Source organism: Streptomyces sp. NRRL WC-3626 (genome assembly GCF_000718785.1).
Taxonomy (GTDB): Bacteria; Actinomycetota; Actinomycetes; order Streptomycetales; family Streptomycetaceae; genus Streptomyces; species Streptomyces edwardsiae.
In genome coordinates this window covers 15,344-35,694 of the sequence record NZ_JOCA01000017.1, presented here as the reverse complement: position 1 = coordinate 35,694, position 20,351 = coordinate 15,344, and the positions used below count along the sequence as shown (strand labels likewise).

General features: G+C 71.4%; 19 protein-coding genes. 13 read left to right on the top strand and 6 right to left on the bottom strand.

Annotation, left to right across the window (positions count from 1 at the left end):
• The first annotated feature begins 3 nt into the window (after positions 1-3).
• From IF28_RS0124045 to IF28_RS0124005, 9 genes are all read left to right on the top strand, one after another.
• Positions 4-1,005 carry an aldo/keto reductase gene (locus tag IF28_RS0124045; RefSeq protein ID WP_030224002.1) on the top strand — a complete coding sequence of 334 codons (1,002 nt, stop codon included), beginning with the start codon at positions 4-6 and terminating at the stop codon, positions 1,003-1,005.
• On the top strand, positions 1,002-1,886 hold the full coding sequence (locus IF28_RS0124040) for an amidohydrolase family protein (protein ID WP_030224001.1): 885 nt from the start codon (positions 1,002-1,004) through the stop codon (positions 1,884-1,886). Before IF28_RS0124045 ends, IF28_RS0124040 begins: the two co-directional genes overlap by 4 nt.
• Before the next feature lie 20 nt (positions 1,887-1,906).
• Positions 1,907-3,352 (top strand): hypothetical protein, encoded by a 1,446-nt coding sequence (locus IF28_RS0124035; RefSeq protein WP_030224000.1) that lies wholly within the window; start codon positions 1,907-1,909, stop codon positions 3,350-3,352.
• Positions 3,353-3,396: 44 nt separating this feature from the next.
• Positions 3,397-4,671, top strand: a complete 1,275-nt coding sequence (locus tag IF28_RS0124030; protein ID WP_234325334.1) for an ABC transporter substrate-binding protein — start codon at positions 3,397-3,399, stop codon at positions 4,669-4,671.
• A 63-nt stretch (positions 4,672-4,734) separates the two neighbouring features.
• The gene (locus IF28_RS0124025) at positions 4,735-5,586 is read left to right on the top strand and encodes a carbohydrate ABC transporter permease (RefSeq protein ID WP_234325336.1); all 852 of its coding nucleotides are present in this window, start codon (positions 4,735-4,737) and stop codon (positions 5,584-5,586) included.
• The gene (locus IF28_RS0124020) at positions 5,583-6,425 is read left to right on the top strand and encodes a carbohydrate ABC transporter permease (protein WP_030223993.1); all 843 of its coding nucleotides are present in this window, start codon (positions 5,583-5,585) and stop codon (positions 6,423-6,425) included. The genes IF28_RS0124025 and IF28_RS0124020 overlap by 4 nt, the downstream gene beginning before the upstream one ends.
• Before the next feature lie 3 nt (positions 6,426-6,428).
• A complete protein-coding gene (locus IF28_RS0124015; protein WP_030223992.1) occupies positions 6,429-6,770 on the top strand; it encodes an L-rhamnose mutarotase in 342 nt (113 codons plus the stop codon).
• 42 nt (positions 6,771-6,812) lie between these two features.
• Positions 6,813-7,604 carry an SDR family NAD(P)-dependent oxidoreductase gene (locus tag IF28_RS0124010; protein WP_037893902.1) on the top strand — a complete coding sequence of 264 codons (792 nt, stop codon included), beginning with the start codon at positions 6,813-6,815 and terminating at the stop codon, positions 7,602-7,604.
• Positions 7,605-7,755: 151 nt separating this feature from the next.
• Positions 7,756-10,407 carry a right-handed parallel beta-helix repeat-containing protein gene (locus IF28_RS0124005; RefSeq protein ID WP_106982129.1) on the top strand — a complete coding sequence of 884 codons (2,652 nt, stop codon included), beginning with the start codon at positions 7,756-7,758 and terminating at the stop codon, positions 10,405-10,407.
• A 52-nt stretch (positions 10,408-10,459) separates the two neighbouring features.
• Here the strand turns inward: IF28_RS0124005 and IF28_RS0124000 are convergent, their stop codons facing one another.
• Complete coding sequence (locus IF28_RS0124000) at positions 10,460-11,209, bottom strand: FadR/GntR family transcriptional regulator (protein ID WP_030223987.1); 750 nt, start codon at positions 11,207-11,209, stop codon at positions 10,460-10,462.
• Between the two features lie 143 nt (positions 11,210-11,352).
• Between IF28_RS0124000 and IF28_RS0123995 the strand changes: the two genes are divergently transcribed.
• Positions 11,353-12,495, top strand: a complete 1,143-nt coding sequence (locus tag IF28_RS0123995) for a mandelate racemase/muconate lactonizing enzyme family protein (RefSeq protein WP_030223985.1) — start codon at positions 11,353-11,355, stop codon at positions 12,493-12,495.
• 37 nt (positions 12,496-12,532) lie between these two features.
• On the opposite strand, the gene IF28_RS0123990 is transcribed toward IF28_RS0123995, so the two are convergent.
• The 5 genes from IF28_RS0123990 to IF28_RS0123970 all read right to left on the bottom strand — a co-directional run bounded on the left by IF28_RS0123990 (position 12,533) and on the right by IF28_RS0123970 (position 17,879).
• Positions 12,533-13,510 carry a LacI family DNA-binding transcriptional regulator gene (locus IF28_RS0123990; RefSeq protein ID WP_234325333.1) on the bottom strand — a complete coding sequence of 326 codons (978 nt, stop codon included), beginning with the start codon at positions 13,508-13,510 and terminating at the stop codon, positions 12,533-12,535.
• A gap of 86 nt (positions 13,511-13,596) precedes the next feature.
• Complete coding sequence (locus IF28_RS0123985; RefSeq protein ID WP_030223983.1) at positions 13,597-14,769, bottom strand: fumarylacetoacetate hydrolase family protein; 1,173 nt, start codon at positions 14,767-14,769, stop codon at positions 13,597-13,599.
• 10 nt (positions 14,770-14,779) lie between these two features.
• On the bottom strand, positions 14,780-15,583 hold the full coding sequence (locus IF28_RS0123980; RefSeq protein WP_037893900.1) for an enoyl-CoA hydratase/isomerase family protein: 804 nt from the start codon (positions 15,581-15,583) through the stop codon (positions 14,780-14,782).
• A complete protein-coding gene (locus IF28_RS0123975; RefSeq protein ID WP_030223977.1) occupies positions 15,580-16,674 on the bottom strand; it encodes an extracellular solute-binding protein in 1,095 nt (364 codons plus the stop codon). Before IF28_RS0123975 ends, IF28_RS0123980 begins: the two co-directional genes overlap by 4 nt.
• A complete protein-coding gene (locus tag IF28_RS0123970; RefSeq protein ID WP_030223976.1) occupies positions 16,671-17,879 on the bottom strand; it encodes a CaiB/BaiF CoA transferase family protein in 1,209 nt (402 codons plus the stop codon). The genes IF28_RS0123975 and IF28_RS0123970 overlap by 4 nt, the downstream gene beginning before the upstream one ends.
• 199 nt (positions 17,880-18,078) lie before the next feature.
• Between IF28_RS0123970 and IF28_RS0123965 the strand changes: the two genes are divergently transcribed.
• From IF28_RS0123965 to IF28_RS0123955, 3 genes are read left to right on the top strand one after another with little or no spacing between them, the layout of a single operon-like run.
• Positions 18,079-18,825, top strand: coding sequence for an SDR family NAD(P)-dependent oxidoreductase (locus tag IF28_RS0123965; RefSeq protein WP_030223975.1), 747 nt, complete (start codon positions 18,079-18,081; stop codon positions 18,823-18,825).
• Entirely contained in the window at positions 18,822-19,886 is a 1,065-nt protein-coding gene (locus tag IF28_RS0123960; protein WP_030223974.1) for an aldose 1-epimerase family protein, read from the top strand. Before IF28_RS0123965 ends, IF28_RS0123960 begins: the two co-directional genes overlap by 4 nt.
• Before the next feature lie 25 nt (positions 19,887-19,911).
• The gene (locus IF28_RS0123955; RefSeq protein ID WP_030223973.1) at positions 19,912-20,346 is read left to right on the top strand and encodes a glutaredoxin domain-containing protein; all 435 of its coding nucleotides are present in this window, start codon (positions 19,912-19,914) and stop codon (positions 20,344-20,346) included.
• Positions 20,347-20,351: the final 5 nt, after the last annotated feature.

Below are 20,351 nucleotides of genomic sequence, written 5' to 3'. Positions count from 1 at the left end.
CCGATGCGTTCCCGTACGTCTCCACGCGGCCCCGGGCTGACCGAACTCGGCCTCGGCGCGGCCCAGTTGGGCAACCTCGCCCGGACGACCAGCGACGAGGACGCCCAAGGTGCCGTCGACGCGGCCTGGGACAGCGGCGTCCGCTACTTCGACACGGCCCCGCACTACGGACTGGGGCTGTCGGAACGGCGACTCGGTGCCGCGCTCGCGCACCGGCCGCGCGGCGAGTTCACCGTCTCCACCAAGGTGGGCCGGCTGCTGGTGCCCAGCCCGGAGACCGCCCACCGGCAGGACGACGGAGGATTCGCCGTACCGGCCGCGTTCCGCCGGGCCTGGGACTTCGGCAGGGACGGCATCCTGCGCTCCTTCGAGGGCAGCCTGGAGCGTCTCGGTCTCGGCCATGTCGACGTCGTCTACCTCCACGACCCCGACGACCACTGGCAGGAGGCCTCCACCACCGGCGTCGACACCCTCGTCGAACTGCGCGAGCAGGGGCTAGTGAAGGCGGTGGGGGTGGGCATGAACCAGGCCCCGATGCTCGCCGAGTTCGTCCGCCGCTGCGACGTCGACCTCGTCATGGTGGCCGGCCGGCACACCCTCCTGGACCACTCCGCGCAGGAGGAGTTGCTGCCGCTCGCCGAGGAGCGCGGTGTGGGTGTCGTCGCCGCCGCCGTCTACAACTCCGGACTGCTGGCCGCGCCCCGCCCGCCGGCCGACGCCACCTACGACTATCTGCCCGCCTCCCGGGAGCTGACCGACCGCGCCGCCGCCATCGCGGACGTCTGCGAACGTCACGGAGTCACCCTGCCGGAGGCCGCCATCGCCCATCCGCTGCGCCACCCCTCGGTCGTGTCCGTGGTACTGGGCGCCCGCGACGCCGGCCAGTCCCGCACCAACGCGCGGCGCCTGGCGGCCGCCGTACCGGACGCTCTCTGGGACGAGCTGGCGGATCTGGACCTGGTGCCCGACGGCCCCGGGGCACGTGCCGACAGGAGACTCGGATGACCGTCATCGACGCCCACCTGCACGTCTGGGACCCGACCCGCGCCCCCTACGACTGGCTGGGGCCCGCCCTGTCGCCGATCGACCGCGCGATGCGGTTCACCGACGCCCGGCCAAAGCTGCGCGCGGCCGGGGTCACCGCGGGCGTCCTCGTACAGGCCGCCGACCACGACGCGGACACCGACCACATGCTGGCGACCGCCGCCGCGCACCCGGAGATCGTCGGCGTGGTCGCCTGGCTGCCGCTGGACGATCCCGGCCGGGCCGCGACCCGGCTCGCGGCACTGCGCCGCGACCCGCACACGGTGGGGGTACGCGCCCTGATCCACGAGAAGTTCGACCCGGACTGGATCGTCCGCCCCGACGTCGGCCGGGGGCTCGCCCTGCTGGCCGAGCACGGTCTCACCTTCGACTACGTCACCTCGTCGCCCGAGGCCCTGGCGCACATACCGGAGCTGGCGGCACGGCATCCCGGACTGCGGCTGGTCGTCGACCATCTGGGCAAGCCGCCGGTCGGCGGCGGCCCCGAGGACCGTGCCCGCTGGCGCGGGCTCCTCGCCGCCGCCGCACGCCACCCCCAGGTGCACGCCAAGGTCTCCGGGCTCTACTCCGCCCGCGGCGCCCTCGACTCCTGGACCACCGACGGGGTGCGCCCGTACGTCGAGGACGCGCTGGAGCTGTTCGGGCCGCACCGGCTGATGTACGGCGGCGACTGGCCGATCTCCGTGCTGGCCGGGGGCTACACCCGCACCTGGGAGGCCGTCCGGGAACTCCTCGCGCCGCTGGCGCCCGACGACCGGGCCGATGTACTCGGCGGGACGGCCGCCCGTTTCTACCGCATCGACGACGCCCTGCTCGACACCGCACGCGAAGCGGCCGTGTGAACCGCTCCGGAAGGAACGTCATGGAACACCGCACCGCCACGCCGGACACGGCCGCGCTGGCCGGCTGGCTGCACAGCTGGGTGACGGAGGAGGGCGCGATCAACGGCTTCCACAACCACAGCGTGTGGGGCACCAACCCGGCGAGCTTCGTCGACTTCACCAGCGGGCACACCACCTTCGCGGGCCCGGCCGTCGGCGCGTACGCCCAGGCCCTCGCCGGGCAGCCGGACGAACGGGGCGTCGGCCTGCTGCGCAGGCTGCTGCGGTACCAGGCCGCCGCCACACAGCCCGACGGCCAGTACCGGCACATCGGCTTCCAGGTCGGCGAGTCCGCGACCACCGGTCTCATCCACAACGCGGTCGGCAGCCTCGGCATGCTGCTCGCCCTGCGGCACGCCGGCCATCTGCTGCCCGCCGACGAGGTGGCCGCCGTGCTCGCGGCCGTACGGCGCAATCTGGACGCCTGCGAGATCTACGGCGGCGGCCGCCCCGGCGAGGACGGCACCTGCAACCAGGAGTACGCCCGGGTCTGGGTCAAGCAGCTCTACACCGAGCTGAGCGACGACACGACGTACGCCGACGAGATCCCCGAGGACCTCGCCGAACTGGTCCGTCTCTTCCACCACCGGGGGGTGCCCGACGCGGACAGCGCCGGCGCCTTCCGCACCGTGCGGGACCGGGCCGAGGGCGGCATCCTCGAACCGGCCGAGTACTACGGCCTGATGATCGTCCCCCTGGTGCTCGGCTACCGCGCCCAGGGCGACCCGGAACTGCTCGCCGAGGCGCGGCGGCTGTGCCGGCATGTGGCCCGCTCGGCCTGGACCGACGCGACCGGCGCGGTCCGCTACCACCGCTACTGGTACGTCAAGGGCGAGCGCGCGCTGAAGACGGACACCCCGATGCTGATCGCCGGCATGGGCCTGACCCTGTACGGCATCCACGAGGTGCTGGCCGAGGGCCCCGACGCCGAGCTGGAGGCCTTCACCGAGGCGTGCCTCGCCACCTACGCCGGCTACCAGACCCCGGCCGGCTACTTCGCCTCCGCGAGCGGCTGGCACAACGAGGCCGACATCGCGCCCAGTACCGCCTGGCACGCCCACGACCTGCTGTTCCTGATGGCCGAACTGGGCCCCGGCGACGGCTTCTGGGACCGGGTGCTCGCCCCCCGGGAGCGGCAGTCGGTGCTGGTCAGCGACCGCGCGTTCTGGGCCGAGTCCGGCGTCCACTGGTGTGTCCGCAGCCCGCTGACCGCCGGTGACCTGCACCTGTACGGCCGTAAGGACCGGGCCGTCTTCGCGCGCGAGTTCTTCGCCTGGACCGACCGGGAACCGCTGCCCGAGGAGCTGCGCTACCCGGACGTTCCCGAGTTCTTCGTCTCCGGCGAAGGCATCCACCGCGTCGACGGCGGCGAGGCGCCCACCGACATTACCACCGTCGGCCCCCTGCCCTACCGGGGGCGGCTGTGACGAGTGACCGTACCGCCGGCTTTCCCCCTTCGAGGAAAAGAGAGATGACAATGACGTCAGTCAACAGAGGGCGCACCGTGCGCGGTACCGCGCTCGCCGCCGCGGTTCCGCTGCTCCTCGTGGCGGCCTGCTCGTCGGGCAGCGGCTCCTCCGGGAGCGAGGACGGCGAGATACGGATGCTGGTCAACCTCACCGACAACCTCGACCAGGCCTACTGGGAGAAGCTGGTCGAGCCGTTCGAGGAGAAGACCGGGCTGAAGGTGAGGATCGAGGGTCCGACCGGCAAGTCCGTCGCCGAGTCCTTCCCTCAGCAGCTGGCCGCCGGCACCGCGCCCGACGTCATCCAGTCGGTCTTCCCGGACGACGACACGGCGCCCGAACTGATCGACCTCAGCGGTGAGGCGTGGGCGAAGGACACGCCCATGTTCGACGAGTACGCGATGGGTGAGGAGCACTACGCGGTCGGCGTCGGCACCCAGACGCAGTCGCTCGTCTTCTACAACAAGAGCGCCTTCGCGAAGGCCGGGATCAGTGAGCCGCCCACCACCTGGGACGAGCTGGCCGAGGATCTGGCCGATCTGAAGAAGGCCGGCTACACGCCGATGCAGACCGCCGGTGACTACCAGACCGGCCTGCAGCTGCAGCAGATCTACCACCCGACGCTGAACCAGCTGCACCCGAAGTGGCAGACCGCGGTGGACCAGGAGAAGCTCTCGGTCGGTGACGCGTACAAGCCCGCGTTCCAGCTGTACGCCGACTGGATCGAGGCCGGCTACATCAACAAGAGCGACGTCGGGCTCAGCCCCTCGCAGGCGGACGGCAACTTCATCGCCGGCAAGGTCGGGCTCTACACCAACGGCAGCTGGTTCGCCGCCACGCTGAACAAGTCCAAGGACCTGCCCTTCGAGGTGGGCGTGTTCTCCCCTCCGGCGGCGGACGGCCAGGCCCACCCGGGCCCGCAGGGCGCCACCATGGCCAACCCGTACATGATCCGCAAGGGCGTCGCCGACGAGGACGGTGCCAAGCAGCTGGTCGAGTACCTGGTCACCGACCCGAAGGCGATCGAGGCACAGCTCGGCTCCGACGGGGTGTTCCGCAAGGACTCCGGGCTGGAGCAGACCGAGATCGACGCGCAGATCCAGGGCGTCCTCGACGAGGCGCCGGCCCTGGTGGCCGTCGGTGAGGGGCAGGGCAACGTCAGGCTGCCGGTGACCGGGTTCAACCCGAAGTTCACCGAGGTCGCGCAGAGCCTGTACACGGGGGCGAGCCCGGCCGACGCGGCCGGGGCGATCGACCAGTGGGTCGACGAGAACCGCTGATCGATGGAACGTAAAACTCCCGTGAGGCCGCGGGGATGGCGCAACGCCGGTGCCGGCGTGAGCATGGTCCTCCCCGCGGTGCTCATCTACGTCGCTCTGCTGGTCGTACCGGTGATCTACGCGTTCTACTACAGCTTCACCGAGTACAACGGATTCCCGACCCGGGTCCCGGAGTTCATCGGTCTGGAGAACTACCGGACCGTGTTCGGCTCGGCCGACATGACCGACACCATGGTGATCACGGCCGTGGTGGCGGTGGCGGGTGCCGTCGTGGTCAATCTGGCCGCACTGGGCCTGGCGTTGCTGCTGCAGCGCACCAACCGGTTCAACACCTTCGGCCGGGTGGTCATGTTCTACCCGCATGTGCTGAGCGCGCTGGTGGTCGGCTTCCTGTGGCAGGCCATCCTCGGCCCCCAGGGTGTCGTCAACACCATGCTGGAGAAGGTCGGCACGGACGCCCTGCCGTTCCTCAGCGACCCGGACTGGGCGCTGTGGTCGATGATCCTCGTCATCGTCTGGTCGCTGTTCGGCGTCCAGCTGATCCTCTATCTGGCGGGGCTGCAGGCCGTGCCGGCGGATCTGCTGGAGGCGGCGCGGATCGACGGTGCGGGCAGGTGGCGCACGTTCCGTGCCGTGACCTGGCCGTCCCTGGCGTCCACGGTGACGGTCGCGATCATCACCTCGGGCATCTCGCTGCTGAAGACGTACGACGTGGTCGTGTCACTGACCGGAGGTGGCCCCGCCGGGTCCACCAAGACCCTCGCCTACTCGATCCTCGCGGTCTCCTTCCCCCAGCGGAACATCGGCGTCGCCTCGGCGCAGGCCGTGCTGCTGATCCTGGCGGCCGCGGTCCTCGCCCTCACCGTTCTCGTGCTGCGCAGGCGTGCCGAGGACGACGCGGAGTCCATCGGATGAAAAAGACACACTCCCCGTCCGCCGTCGTCCGGGTGGCGTTCATCTCCCTGGTGTCCCTCGGCATGCTCGTGCCGATGTACATCCTGGTGATCAACACCTTCAAGAGCCAGCAGGAGATCCTCGCCGACCCGCTCTCGCCGGCCTTCGGCACGGCGACGTTCCAGTACCTCGCGGACGCCTGGAACAACCCGGACTTCAGCATTCTGAAGGGCTACGGCATCACGTTCGCGCTGGTGCTGAGCGTGAACGCCATCGCCATGGCGGTGTGCGCCCCGGCGGCGTACGCGCTGGCCCGTACCCCGAGGCCCGTCTCCCGGCTGCTGCTGTTCTTCTTCATCGCCGGCATGTTCATCCCGACGCAGGTGATCCTGGTGCCGGTGATCTTCGTGCTGCGGGCGGTGGGGCTGATGGGCACGCTGCCCGGCCTCATCCTGTTCATGACGGCCACGACGATCCCGTTCACGCTGTTCGTGTTCTTCGGGTACATCCGGGTGCTGCCCCGGTCCCTGGACGAGGCGGCGGCCATCGACGGGGCCGGCAAGTACTACACGCTGTGGCGGATCATCGTGCCGCTGATGCGGCCGATCATCGCCACGGTGTTCATCCTGAACTCGCTGAGCGTGTGGAACGACTTCGCCAGCCCGCAGATGATCCTCGGCCCCGGCAGCGACGTCTACACCGTCACCACGGGGGTGTACGCGGCCGTCGGCCAGTACTCCACCGACTACACGAAGGTGTTCCCGACCCTGCTGCTCGCGGTGATCCCGATCCTGGTGATCTTCATCGTGATGCAGCGGCACATCATGAGCGGCCTCGCCGCCGGAGCCGTCAAGGGATAGCCGATGCCCGAACGCCGTACGCCCCGCCGTGTCGCCTCCGTAATCCGGCTGCGGCCGGAACACGCCGACAGCTACCGGGAGTTGCACCGGGCCGTGCCGCAGCCCGTGCTGGACACGCTGTCGCGCGCCCACATCACCAACTACTCCATCTTCCTGCGGGACGACACCCTGTTCGCCTACTACGAGTACACCGGCGACGACTACGACGCCGACATGGCGGCCGTCGCGGCCGATCCCGGCACCCGGCACTGGTGGACCCTCACCGATCCCTGCCAGCAGCCCCTCGACTCGGCCGGGTCCGGGGAGCGATGGGTGGACGGCGAGGAGCTCTTCCACCTGGACTGACCGCGGGGCCGACCGTCACCCTCACAGCGAAGGAACACGCACATGACGCACACCCCCACTCCCCCGCCCCCCGAGTTCGACGGTCTGAGGGCCGTGGTGACGGGAGGGGCGTCGGGGATTGGGCTCGCCACCGCCCGCCATCTGGCCGCGCGCGGCGCCCGGGTCGCCGTACTCGACCGCGATCCGGACGCCCTGCCGGCCGACGACATGGAGATACTGCTGCCCGTACGGTGCGATGTCACCGACGACGCCTCGGTACGGGCCGCCGTCGCGGACGTCGTGGACCGGCTGGGCGGCCTCGACATCCTGGTGAACAACGCCGGCATCGGCGCTCAGGGGACGGTCGCGGACAACGCCGACGCCGAGTGGGCCCGGGTGCTGGACGTCAACGTCCTCGGCATGGTGCGGACGACGCGTGCCGCGCTCCCGCATCTGCGCGCCTCCCGGCACGCGGCGGTGGTCAACACATGCTCGGTCGCGGCGACCGCGGGGCTGCCGCAGCGGGCGCTGTACAGCGCGAGCAAGGGGGCGGTGCTGTCCCTGACGCTCGCCATGGCCGCGGACCACCTGCGTGAGGGCATACGCGTCAACTGCGTCAACCCCGGTACGGCGGACACCCCTTGGATAGACCGGCTGCTGTCGCGCGCCGACGACCCGGAGGCGGAGCGCACCGCGCTCCACGCACGGCAGCCGACGGGCCGGCTGGTGTCGGCAGCGGAGGTCGCGGCGGCGATCGCCTATCTGGCGTCCCCCGCGGCCGCGTCCGTCACCGGTACCGCGCTCGCCGTCGACGGCGGGATGCAGGGACTGCGGCTGCGTGCCGGGGAGAACTGAACGGGCGGTGCGGGGCGGTGCGGGGACTTGTGGTCCCCGCCCCTTCCTTCTTCTGTCTTCTTCCGTCCTGGCGCTTGTCCCCGGCCCCTCCGGACCCTACTGTGCACATGTCATACATGTTCTGTGTCTGCACGGTTCGAAAGGCTTCTCCATGGTGAGAACTGGTCCAAGGGCGGCGCGGATCGCCGCAGCAGGCGTCGCACTGGCGCTGATGACGACCCTCGCGGGACCGGCCGCCGCCGCGCCGGGCCGGGCGGCGGCCGGAAAACTGACGGTCTACGTCTCGGCGACCGACGGCGACGACGGCAACAGCGGTGGAAGGAAGGACCCCTTCCGCACCGTCACCGCCGCCCGTGACGCGCTGGCGGGCCGCACCTCGGCCGAGGCGCGCGGCACGGTCTACATCCGCGGCGGCCGTTACGTCCTCGACGACACGGTCCGGCTTACGGGGCCGGAGAACTCGTGGGTCACCTATGCCGCGTACCGCGACGAGAAGGTGACCGTCACCGGGTCCCACGAACTGCCCGCCGAGGGCTGGAAGAGGCTCACCGATCTGTCCGCCGGGACGCTCGCCGAGCCCCGGTACTCGTCCCATTCCCGGCTCGCCACCTCCGAGTCGCGGGAGGGGGTGTGGGTCTACGACCTGGGGGCGGCGGGCATCGACCCGGGAACGCTGTACAAGAACGGCTTCAACTGGGTGCAGCAGCCGTTCGCGCCCGAACTGGTCGTCGGCGGCGAAGCCCAGACCCTCGCCGAGTACCCGAACGGCGACGGGTGTTCCACCACCGGGACGGACTGCCATCTGTGGGGAACCGGCGACAAGTGGGACGCCGAGACCCCCCGCGACCTGATGAACGTGGACCTGGAGGGCCGCTTCGGCCCGGAGCGCGACTGGAACGTCTCCGGGACGACGCCGAGGGCGCAGTTCGAGGACAAGAAACAGCTCCTCGGGGACCCGGGGCAGCGTGACACCTGGTCACCGCAGGAGATGCGGCGCATGACGCCGTCGGTGTTCACGGTCGGCGGCCGCGCGCTCGACGGCGACCGCTACCGGCGGTGGGCGCCCGAGGCCGAGCCCGTGGTGGACGACCTGGGGACCCGCGGACTCGGCGACTACACGGACGTTCCGGTCCAGCTCGACCCGCGCTGGACCGAGGGCATCGACAACACCGAGGACGAGACCGAGGGCTGGCTGTCCGGGTACTTCGGCAACAACTACGCCAACGACATGGTGCGGATCCTGTCGTGGAGCGGCGACCGGCTGTACACGAAGTATCCGTCCATGTACATCCCGCAGGACGCGTGGACCAAGGTCAAGGTGCTCAACGTCCTGTCGGAGCTGGACACGGCCGGTGAGTACTACATCGACCGCTACGACGACAACGACGTCCTCTACTACAAGCCCGAGGGCGGCACCGTCGAGGGCGAGGTCACCACGCTGCAGACCTTCGACAAGAACTTCTTCCTGCTCGACGGCACCGAGGGAGTGACGCTCCGGGGCCTCGCGATGACGGGGTCCCTCATCAGCGGCGTGCAGCTCCTGGACGCCGTGGGCACCCTCATCGACGGGGTCGACATCTCCAACGTGAGCATGGACGCGATCCGTATCGGGCGGACGACGGACACCATCACGACCATGCCGGACTACGAGACCGTGCAGGGCGGGCACGACAACGTCGTACGCAACTCCTACCTCCACGACCTCGGCGGGGGCGGGGTGCTGCTCGGCGGCGGGGACCGGGCCACCCTGGAGCGGGGCGACAACATCGCCCACCACAACGAGATCACCCGCTTCTCGAAGCTCGCGACGTACACCCCGGCCGGCTATCTGTACGGGGTGGGGAACTCGTTCGAGTACAACTACGTGCACGACGCCCCGCACATGGCCGTGCAGATCATGGGCAACGACATGCGGGTCAGTCACAACCACTTCTACGACGTGGTGAAGAACGCCGGTGACCAGGGTGTCGTCTACGCCGGACGGGACTTCACGTACCTCGGCAACGAGGTCGCGTACAACCACTTCGAGAAGATCGGCGGGACCAACGACGCCCTGTACCTGGACGACGGCGCGTCCGGTGTGCGGTTCCACCACAACGTGGTCGACGGCGCGCATTCCGGGGTCAATTTCAACTCGGGGCACAGCAACACCGCGAACGACAACGTCTTCATCGGGGTGAAGCACGCCGGCCACGGTGGCATCTACCACCGCAAGGGCGAGAAGTCGCTGCCGCTGGACAACAGTTGGGTACTGCTGAGCCGCTTCGACTCGTTCCTCGACGTGCGTGAGGGCGAGAAGTACAGCGCGACCCCGGAACATGTGGCCGCGTGGCACCGGCACTACACCGAAGGGAAACACAAGTACGCGGACGGGAAGCCGATCGCGTACCCGGAGATCACCCGCTGGTACGTGCCGCGGGTGACGGCGACGGGCCAGGACTGCAGGGCGGCCGACTACTCGACCACCGGCACCAACGGCTGCGGCCGGGCCACGGTGTGGGACGACCCGAACTCCGTCTGGGCGCCGTCCCGGGTGGAGATCGACCACGCGGTGGTCGTCGGTGACACCGGGTTCGTCGAGACGACCGCGACCTTCACCGGGCCCACGTCGGTGTACAACCTGTCCCGGTGGAGCGACAAGGTCAACACCCATGCGGTGATGGCCACTTCGGTGGCGGAGACGGGGCTGGACCCCGACACGCTGAAGTTCTCGCGCTCCGGTCGGGTGGCCGAGGCGTACGGAACCAAGTGGGTCGACGAGTGGAACCGGTCCGTCTCCACGAAGGGCATCGGACGGCCGTAGCAACGGCCTCGCGGGGGGGGGCGTCCGTCGTGCGGCGGACGCCCCCGTGCCGCTACGCCTCCGGCGGGTCGACCGGGCGGCGGCGGGCCCATGCCGACGTGATGTGCTCGCGCATCGCGTCGGCGGCCGCGTCGGCGTCCCGGTCGAGGACGGCCGCGGCGATGCGCTCGTGCGCCTGATGCGTGGCGTCGATGTGCTCGCGGCTCGGATCGCCGCTGTACTGCGGGGAGCGCACGGCCTTGCCCTGGATGCTGGAGACGATGGCCCGCCCGAACGCGTCCTGCGAGGCGCGGTGGATGATCTCGTGGAACTCGATGTCGGCGCGCGAGTAGGCCGTCGCGTCGTCCCGCAGCTCCGCGAGCTCCTCGAGCTTGGCGGCGAGCGCCGCCGCCTGGCCGTCGTCGATGCGCTTGGCCGCGCGGGCGGCCATGGCGCACTCCAGGGTGGTACGGATCTCGATCAGGTTGTCCAGGAAGACCAGCCGGTCCGTGCGCTGGAACAGCGCGTCGAGGACCAGCGGATCGAGCAGACTCCACTGCTCCTGGTCGAGGACGACCGTCCCCCAGCCCTGACGGGTCGCCACCAGCCCCTTCTCGGCGAGCGTCGTCGTCGCCTCGCGGATCACCGTCCGGCTCACCTCGTACCGGTCGCACAGCTCACCCGCCGACGGAAGCGCCGAGCCCGGCGGGTACTCCCCCAGCACGATGGCCGTCGTGAGGCTCTGGACCACGGCCGCTGCCAGTGGCGGCCGGCGCCGTTGCGGTCGGGACACGGCGGTGGTGTCCGCGGATGGCTTACTCATGTGGTCGAAGACTCCCCTTGTTCCTGCAGATGGCCCGTCCACGCTGTTCAACGCCCAAGGTTAGCGGAACATGCTAAGGTCATCACTCGTATCACAAGTTATGAGTGATAGCCCGGCTGTGACGACTGACTCGGAGAAGCACGATGCGGATCACCGGATACCGGTTGCTTGCCACGGTGCACGAGTGGGGGCGCCCGGTGGGTGATGTGAACGGTGTCGTCGCCGGCGGGGTCACCGAGGTACCGGTCGTGCTCCTGGAGACCGACGGGGGTCTCACCGGCGTCGGCCTCGGCGGCCACGCCGACATCCACCGTGTCTTCCCCGCGCTCGACGGCCAGGACCCCCGGGCCGTCACGTCGCTCTACGACCGGATGCTCGCCCATGTCTTCAAGTCCGGTCACGGCGGGCAGGTGTTCGCCACCATCGGCGCGCTCGACATGGCGCTGTGGGACCTCAAGGCGAAGATGGCCGGCGAGCCGCTGTGGCGGACCCTCGGCGCCGCGGACCGCTTCGTGCCCGGCTACGCCTCCGGGCTGGAGTACGCGCTCACCGACGAGGAACTCGTCGCGTTCTACGAACCCTGGGCGCAGCGCGGTTTCACCGGCGCGAAGGTCAAGGGCGGGCTCGACGTCGACCGTGACGTACGCCGCCTCGCCGCCGTCCGGGACGTGCTCCGCGTCAACTCCCCGCGCCCTGCGCTGATGTACGACGTCAACGAGTCCTGGGGCCGGCACCAGGCGGTGCGCCTCGCCCGGCAGGTCGAGGAGCGGGTGGACCTCACCTGGATCGAGGAACCGGTGCGGCGCTGGGACGTCGCCGGGCACCGTGCCGTCGTCTCCGGTGTCCGTGCCGCCGTCGCGACGGGAGAGAACCTCACGGGCCTGGAGCACTTCCGGCCGCTGCTCGACGCGGACGCCGTCGGGGTCGTACAGACCGGCAGTGTCTGGGGCATCACCCACTTCCTGCGCGTCTCCACGCTGGCGTTCGGCCACGGTCTGCCGGTGAGTCCCGTCGGCTACAACGCCAACCCGGTCGCGCACGCGGCGGCTGCCGTGCCGAACCACCTGGTCACCGAGGTGCAGGATCTGTCCGCCCCGGTGGGACTGCGTGTGGACCAGGAGATCGCCGACGGCGGGATCGTCCTCGGCGACACACCGGGGCTGGGCATCGAGGTCGACGAGGAGACGATCGCCGCCGGCACCGCCTCCGGACAGTGGTCCATCGCCGCCGGCCCCCATGTCCGCCCGGACGACGCCGGTCTGCGGCTCGCGCCGCAGGGGCGGTGAGAAAGGGAGCGCGGTGCGGGGGTGGCGAGGGACACGGTCAGGAGCTCTCTCGGGCGACGACCTCGTAGCCCACGTCCCGGTGCGGCCGCTCCACGGGGGCGCCGCGCATTCGGGTCAGCAGCAGTTCGGCGGCCAGCTCGCCGATACGGGCGCTCGGCACCGCCACGGTCGTCAGCGCCGGCACGAGATGACGTGCCAGCTCGAAGTCCCCGAATCCGGCCAGGGCGAGGGTGCCCGGCACGTCGGTCCCGCGCCGCACGCACGCCTGGAGGGCGCCGGCGGCGAAGACGTCACTGGAGAACATCACCGCGTCGGAGTCCGGATACCGCTCCAGCGCCAGGTCCAGCAGGGTGACACCGGTGTCCATGGCGACCGGTTCGGGACCGGCGTCCACCGTGCGCGGGGCGCCGCCCAGCAGATCGCGGACCGCGGTCGTATAGCCGTCGAGGCGTTCCGCCGCCCGCGGGTCGCCCGAGGTGTGCCGGCCGGCGAAGGTGATCCTCCGCCGGCCGCGCCCGACGAGGTGGGCGACCATCGCGGCGGCGGCCGCCGCGTTGGAGAAGCCGACCAGCAGGTCCACCGGGTCGTCCGACCAGCCCCAGGTCTCCACCACCGGCACCCCGGCCGCCGCGAGCAGGGCCAGGGTGCCTGAAGTGTGGCTCGTCCCCACCATGAGCAGTCCGTCCGGCCGGCGGCCCAGGAAGCTGCGCAGCACGTCCTCCTCGTGCTCCGGCCGGTAGTCGGTCGTACCGACGAAGATCTGGTAGCCGTGGGCCGCCAGGGCCGTGGAGAAGGAGTGGACGGTGTCCGCGAACACGGAGGAACTGATCTGCGGCACCAGGGCGGCGACCGTACGGCTGCGGTTCGACGCCAGATTGCTGGCGGCGAGGTTGGGCACATAGCCGGTCGCCGCGATGGCCGCCTCGACCCTGGCGCGTGTCCCGTCCGGCACCGACCGGGGGTCGCGCACCACGCGGGAGACCGTCTGCGCCGACACCCCCGCGGACGCTGCCACGTCCGAGAGGGTCACCGAACGGGTCGCGGAGCGTTTGCGCGGACGGCGGGGCGGCGGCTGGGTCACGCCGGAAACACTATCGGGACTCACAGTGCTCCCCGTGCGGCCAGCGACCGCATCAGGTCGGCGAGTCCGAAGGTCCAGGGTGTGCAGGCGTCGCCCGGCCTGATCCGGTTGACGAGGGTGCCGAGGCGGGGGGTCGCGATGGAGACGAGGTCGCCGTCGTGGTGGGTGAAGCCCTGGCCCGGCGCGTCGCGGTCCTCCACGGGAGCGAACATCGTGCCGAGGTAGAGGACCGCGCCGTCGGGGTACTGGTGGTGCGGTCCGATCAACTGGCCGACGAGGTCCAGGGGATCGCGGCTGATGGCGGCCATCGAGGACTCCGCTTCGAGCCGGTGGCCGTCGGTGCCCTCGACGGTGAGGGTGACCGTCGCGCGGCGTACGTCGTCGATGCCGAAGCCGTCGTCGAAGAGCCGCAGGAACGGTCCGAGGGCGGCCGAGGCGTTGTTGTCCTTCGCCTGCGGCAGCAGCAGCGCCGAACGGCCCTCCACGTCACGGAGGTTGACGTCGTTGCCGAGGGTCGCGCCCACGACGTCGCCGGTGGAGGAGACGGCCAGGACCATCTCGGGCTCGGGGTTGTTCCACCGTGAGGCGGGGTGGACGCCCGCGTCGGCGGCGGTGCCCACGGCGGCCAGCACGGGCGCCTTGGTGAAGATCTCGGCGTCGGGACCGATGCCGACCTCCAGGTACTGGCTCCACACCCCCTGGGCTACCAGGATCTCCTTCAGCGCGGCGGCCTCCTTCGAGCCGGGCCGCAGGGAGGCGATGTCGTCGCCGATGAGGGCGCGGATCCGCTCGCGGGTCGCGGCGGCCTCCGAGGCGTCACCGCGGACGCGTTCCTCGATCACCCGCTCCAGCATCGACACCACGAAGGTGACCCCGGCGGCCTTGACGGCCTGGAGGTCCACCGGGGCCAGCAGCCGGGGCCGTCCGGGGTCGCGGGTGTCGTCCGGGGTGTTGGCGAGCAACTCGTCGAGCCCGGCGACGCGTTCCCCGGTCGCCGCACGCAATCGGCTTGCCGGGTCGTCGAGTTCGCACAGGTCGCGGACGGTCGCGAAGGCGGCGGTCACGTCGTACACGCCGTCCTCGCGGACGGCGACGACGGAAGGGCCGAGGCCGGGCCGATGGACCCGGCCGACGAGCTCTCCCTCGGTGCCGTCGTCGGGCAGGGTGGTCGCGGCGTCGGGCCACTGGTGCATGGGGTTCCTCTCAGCGCTTGCGGAAGACGGGGGTGCGCTTCTCGGCGAAGGCGCGGCGGCCCTCGGCGGCGTCCTCGGTGGCGAAACAGATGGTCTGCAGGTCACGTTCATAGGCGAGGGCCTGGTCCTCGGGCAGGTTGGCGGCGGCCCGCAGGTTGATCTTCGCGGTCTCGGCGGCCGCGGGGGCCCGGGAGGCGATCACGGCCGCCAGGGTGCGGGCCCGGTCGAGCAGTTGGGCGCGGGGTACGACCTCGCTGACCAGATGCCACTCCAACGCCCTTGCGGAGTCGATGCGTTCGCCGGTCAGGAGCATCATGGCCGCGTTGCTCGGGCCCGCCGCGCGGCTGAGGAAGGCGGCCATTCCGCCGCCGCCGATCCAGCCGAGCGTGATCTCCGGGGCTCCGAAGGAGGCGTTGTCGGAGGCGAGCCGGATGTCGCAGGACAGGGCCGTCTCCAGGCCGCCGCCCAGGGCGTAGCCGCCGACGGCCGCGATGGTGGGGGTACGGGCGGCGCGGATGGCGTCGCAGTAGTCGACGCGGTTGCGGAAGTCCCAGGGGGTGGCGTAGCGGTCGAGTGCGCGGATGTCCGAGCCGACGCTGAAGGCGCGTTCGCCGGCGCCGGTGACGACGACGGCACGGACGTCGTCGGTGGTGTCGCACCATTCGATCGCACGGACCAGGGCCGCGGACATCTCGGGGGTGACGGCGTTGAGTTTGGCGGGCCGGTCGAGGGTGAGCGTGGCCACCCGGTCCGCGATGTCGAGGCGTACGTGTTCGGTGCCCAGGTCGGGCGGGGCGGGTCGGGTGCCGGTCATGCGGGTCGTCCCTTCGGGGTGCGGCTCGCCCGGTACAGGGCGCGCATCCGGTCGAGTGCGTCGCGGTGGTCCGCGCGGCCGGCGAGGGCGTCCCGGACGACGGCCGAGGCCTCGCCCTGGAAGCCGATGTAGCCGGCGTGCCGGGGCCGGACCCAGGCCTGTTCGCAGGTGGTGGCGGTGCGGCGGTAGAAGTCGGCGGCGACGGTCCCGGGATCGGCCCAGGCGGCTCGTGCGCTGGGCTGCCCGCTGTGCCGGGGCAGGAAGTCCCGTTGCGTGGTGGGGGACATCAACCAGCGGATGTGGTCGAGGAGTTCGGCGGAGGGGGTGCTGCGGGTGCTCAGGGCGAGTCCGGTCCCGCCGAGGGTGGAGCCGGGCCGTCCGCCGGGCCCGGTGACGGGGGCGTCGGTGAACGCGATCCGGTCGGCGTAGGTGACGTAGCCGTACACCAGCGGGCAGTGGGCGAGGCGGTCGGTTCCGGTCATCAGTTCCAGCAGCCCGATCGGGTTCAGGGCGCGGGTCTCGGGCGGGGCGAGGGCGTCGATCGCGGCCATGAGGCCGAGGACGGCGAGGCCGGTGCGGTGGCCGATCAGTTCGTCCGGGCCGGTGGCCGGCTCCTCGCCCAGGGCGACGGCGAGGGAGGTGAAGGTGAGGAAGGCGTGCGGTCCGGCGAGGGAGAGCGCGACCGGGGCCCGGCGGGCGAGGCGGTGCACCTCGTCCCAGGTGGCGGGGGCCTCGCCGACGAGGTCGGTGCGGGTGGCGGCGACCTGGGTGGCCGCGTCCAGGGGCAGCGCCCACTGGCGGCCTTCCATGGTGTACGAGCGCATGGTGGGGCCGATGGAGTCGGCGCCCCAGCGGGCCAGTTCCGCAGGGGTGAACAGGTCGTCCAGGGGGCGCAGACAGCCGGCCGCGAGGGCCTCGCCGAGGTGCGGGTGGTCGAGTACGACGAGGTCGTAGCGGGCGCACAGTTCGTCGACGGGGTGGGACTCGAAGCCCTCCAGGGGCTGTACGTCCCAGCGGATCAGGTCGCCCGCCGAGGCGGCCAGGGCGTCGTGGCCGCGGGGGTGGTCCCAGGTGAGTCCGGCGTAGGTCACGAGGTCTCCGCCACGGTGCCGGAGGCGAGCAGTTCCTCGACCTCCCGCTCGCCGAGGCCCGCCTCCGCGAGGACCTCGCGGGTGTGTTCGCCGGTGAGCGGGGCGCCCCGGTCGACGCGCGGCGGGGTGGCGGAGAACTTGTAGGGAAAGCCGGGCACCGTGACGCGGCCCTCGGTGGGGTGGTCGTAGGTGACGAAGGTGCCGTTGTGGCGGATCTGGGGGTCCTGGACGAGGTCGGCGTAGCCGTAGACCGGGCCGGCCCAGATGCCGGCGGCCGCGAAGGCGTCGAGCCAGTGGCGTGCGGGGCGGGTCAGCAGCCGGGCGGCGGTGCGGGCGAAGATCTCGTCCCGCCCGGTCCAGCCGTGCTCCTCGTCCTCCATCGACAGGAAGGTGTCCTCGCCGATGATCTCACCGAGCGTCCTCAGCGGCGGGAACGCGAGGACGATGTAGTCGTCGGCGGTCTCGAAGGCGCCGTAGGGCGAGCGGATGTAGACGTGGGCGTGCGGCTGCGCGGAGCGGGTCTGCGGCAGTCCGCCGACGGTGTGCACCGACAGTTCCTGCATCTGCAGGGTGGTGATGGCGTCGAGCATGTTCACCGTCACGAGCTGGCCCTCGCCGGTGCGTTCGCGGTGCAGCAGCGCGGCGAGCACCCCCTCGAAGGCCGTGGACGCGGTGACGGCGTCCACCAGGTACTGGCCCGCGGCGCGCGGTGCCTCGCCGGCCCGGCCGGTGGAGAGCATCGCCCCGGACATCGCCTGGAGGAGGAGATCCTGGCCCGGGCGCTTGGCGTACGGGCCGTCCTCGCCGTAGCCGGAGATGGAGACGTACACGAGGGACGGGTTGATCGCGGCGAGGGACGCGTAGTCGACGCCGAGCCGGTCGGCGACGCCCGGGCGGTAGTTCTGCAGGAACACGTCGGCGCCCGCGACGAGCCGGCGCAGCACCTCCTTGCCGGCCGGGTCCTTGAGGTCGACGGCGAGGGAGCGCTTGTTGCGGTTCAGGGAGAGGAAGGAGACGTTGATCCGGTTGCCGCCGGCCCCGCCCGCGGCGGCGTGGCGCTGCCACTCCCCCGTGACGGGCTCGACCTTCACGACGTCGGCGCCGAGATCGCCGAGCCGCTGGGCGGCGAAGGGGCCGGCCATGGCGATGGAACAGTCGAGAACCCGGTACCCGGCGAGGATGCCGGGTCTGTCGCGCGAGGTCATGAGGCTCCTTGGGGCGGGCGGGACGGCACCGGCGTGGGCGGGACCGGCGGCCCGTGAGAGCCGCCTTCCTTGTCCCGCACCCTGTTGTTAGCGCTATCGGTAGCGCTAACATTCACGCTAAGCGGGCACCGCTCGCAGTGTCAACGCCATGCATCCGCCCCTCGGCGCCCGGCCGGCACCGGGAAGATGGGATCCACCGATGAGACAACCCCGAGCAGCGCTCGTGACCGGCGCCGGCGGCGCCCTGGGCCGGGCGATCGCCGCCCGCCTGGCCGCCGACGGCCACGACGTCGCCGTACTGGACCGTGACACCGAGGCACTGGAGCGGACCGCCGCGCTGGTGGAGAAGGCCGGTGCGCGGGCACTGGCCCTGACCACCGATCTGCGGGACGCGGCGGCGATCGAGGACGCCGTCGAGCGGACGGCGGCCGAGCTGGGCACGCCGCGTGTCCTGGTGAACAACGCCGCCGTGTATCCGGCCAGGCCGTTCCTCGAGGTGCCGCTCGCCGAGTACGAGGAGGTGGTGGCGGTCAACCAGCGCGCGTACTGGGTGGCCGCGCAGGCCGCCGCGCGGCGCATGGCCGGCACGGGCGGCGGGGCGATCGTGAACATCGCGTCGATCACGATGCACGGCGGCTGGGACTCGCTGGCCGCGTACGTCTCCACCAAGGGCGCGGCCGTCGCGTTCACCCGCGCCCTCGCCCGTGAGCTGGGGCCCGAGGAGATCCGCGTCAACTGCGTCTCCCCCGGCGCGTTCCCCACGGCTGCCGAGGAGATCCACGAGGACCCGGAGGCGTACCGGGCGCATGTGCTGGACCACCAGGCGCTGAAGCGGCGCGGGCGCCCTGAGGAGCTGGCGTCGGTGGTGTCGTTCCTCGCCGGGCCGGACGCCTCGTTCGTCACCGGTCAGTGCGTCGAGGTCAACGGAGGGTGGGTGATGTCGTGAAGCTGAACGGACGTTCCTACGACCGTCGGTCGCTGGCACGGCTCGCGGGCGATCTGGGCGCGGCGGGGGGCGTACGGTCCGTCGTCCTGGACGACGGCACCGAACGCGGCATCCGCGCACTGGAGTTCCGTACGGGCGCGGGGCTCTCCTTCGACGTGCTGGTGGACCGGGCGATGGACCTGGGCGGCGCGGAGTTCGAGGGCCGGGGCTTCGGCTGGCGGTCCGCGACCGGTTTCCGGCACCCCGGTCTGCACGAGTACCGCGACGACGACGGCCTGTCGATGATGCGCAGCTTCTCGGGGCTGCTGCTCACCGCGGGCCTCGACCACACCCTCTTCGGCGCCGAGGTGGACGCCTCGCAGTACCGCTATCCGCCCCGGCGCACGGCCGTGCACGCCCTGCACGGGCGGGTCGGCAATCTGCCGGCCCGGCTGACCGGGTACGGCGAGCGGTGGGAGGACGACGGCCGCTGTGTGCTGTGGGCCGAGGGCGAGGTGCGGCAGGCCGCGGTCTTCGGCGAGCATCTGCGGCTCACCCGCCGTATCGAGGCCGACCTCGGCGGTACGGAGATCCGGCTGACCGACCGGGTGCGCAACGCGGGCTTCGATCCGACGCCGCACATGTACCTGTACCACGTCAACGTCGGCTGGCCCTTCCTGGACGAGGGCGCGCGCTACGAACTGCCGCCGCACCGGACGCTGTGGCAGAGCGACAGCGTCGCCGAGCAGGGTGTCTCGAACACGGACCTGCCGGGGCCGCTGCCGGGTTTCGTGGAGCAGGTCTACGAGCACGCGCTGGAACCGGACGCGGCCGGCCTGGTCAGGCCCCGGCTGGTCAACGAACGCCTCGGCGTCTACTTCGAGTTGGAGTACGACACGGCACAGTTCCCGTCCTTCTTCCAGTGGATGCATCTGCGCGAGGGCGCCTACGCGGTGGGCTTCGAGCCGTCCACGCACCATGTGCGGGGCGAGACGGCGGCCCGCGAGGACGGCACGATGACCTTCCTGGAGCCGGACGAGGAACGGCTGTACACGACCACGTTCCGGGTGGGGGCGGTCTGAGGGACCGGCGGTAGCCTGCGTGTTCATGATGCGCGCATGGATCCTGCCGATGCTGATGGTGCTGTGCGGCTCGGCCGTCGCGGCCGGGCTGCTCCTCACGGGCCGTGCCGGTGCGGGCGCGGCCCTCCTGCTGGTGATGCTCCTGTTCGCGGGCATGAACTCGCCGCTGGTCTTCCCGCGTTCGGTCGGCGCGCGGGAGGCCCGGCGCCGCAGCGCGGCCGACGGCCGCCCGGTCGTCTACTGGCGCCCCGGCTGCACCTACTGTCTGCGCCTGCGCGCCCGTCTGGGCCGTGACGCCCGGCGGCTGCACTGGGTCGACATCTGGCGCGACCCGGAGGGAGCGGCGGAGGTACGGGCGGCCAACGACGGCGACGAGACCGTACCGACGGTCGTCGTCGGGGGCCGTACGCACGTCAACCCCGATCCCGCGTGGGTGCGCGAGCAGCTCGCCAGGCCGTAGGAGAG